Raw genomic sequence first — 897 nt, 5'->3', positions numbered from 1 at the left:
ATCTGCGACGAACCGTCCTTGGCCGACTGCGCCCCCGCAGCAAGCTGCGAAGCGCCCCCGCTCAGCTGGTCGGCCCCCGACGCCGCCGACGAAACCCCCTCGTTGACTTGACTGGCTCCCGAAGCGACCTGCGACGCACCCGATACCAGCGAGGACATGTTGGCATCGACTTCGCTCGCGCCGGAGTCGAGCCTCTTGATGCCGCCCACCAGCGCGGGAGCGGAGGCTGCGAGCGCCGAAGTGCCATCGGAGAGCTTCTCGAGCTGGGGTTGGCTGCTCTCGATGCCGCTGCGGGCCGCCGACAACCCGCCCTTGACCCCGGCCAAACCCTGTTGCAAGGCCGATCCGTCGCCCGTTTGCGACGCGATGGACTGCGCGGCGGCGATGGCGCCGGGGTTGCTCGGGTCGGTACTCGTAAGCTTTTGCTGCAAGGTAGCCGCCCCGACGGCGAGATCCGACGCAGAATCGGTAGCATTCGCTATGCCGGTCAGGTATTGCTCCGCTATCGCAGCCTTTTCGGCATCGCTCGAAGCGCCCGCCATCGCCGAGAGGGCATCGTTCGCCTTCGCATTCAATCCGTTTACCCCACCGCCGATCCGGGCGACCCCCGCCGATGCGTCCTGCAGGCCCGATGCCAAACTCGATGCGCCCGCAGACACCTGGCTCAGACCGCCGGAAACGAGGTTCACGCCGCCGATGAGCTCCTGGTTCGATTGGGAGTCATCGGCGCCGATGGCGGCAGAAAGCCCGTTCATGCTTGCAACGATCTGCTGTACTCCCTCGTTGAGCTGCGCTGCCTGCCCGGGCAGTCCGGCGGTCTGCTGCGCCAGCTGGCTCGCCCCCTCGGCAACGGCCGACGTGCCTTCGTTTTTCAATTTCGATGCGCCCGAGACCACC

The 897-nt window shown here is 66.9% G+C and carries 1 pseudogene; it reads right to left on the bottom strand.

The window, feature by feature from the left end:
* Positions 1 to 897 (bottom strand): annotated as a pseudogene (locus tag C1722_RS17080) (YhgE/Pip domain-containing protein); the annotation flags it as partial.

This window comes from Raoultibacter timonensis, assembly GCF_900240215.1.
GTDB lineage: Bacteria > Actinomycetota > Coriobacteriia > Coriobacteriales > Eggerthellaceae > Raoultibacter > Raoultibacter timonensis.
The sequence above is the reverse complement of the archived record's forward strand: the minus strand, read 5'-3'. Positions and strand labels throughout refer to the sequence as shown.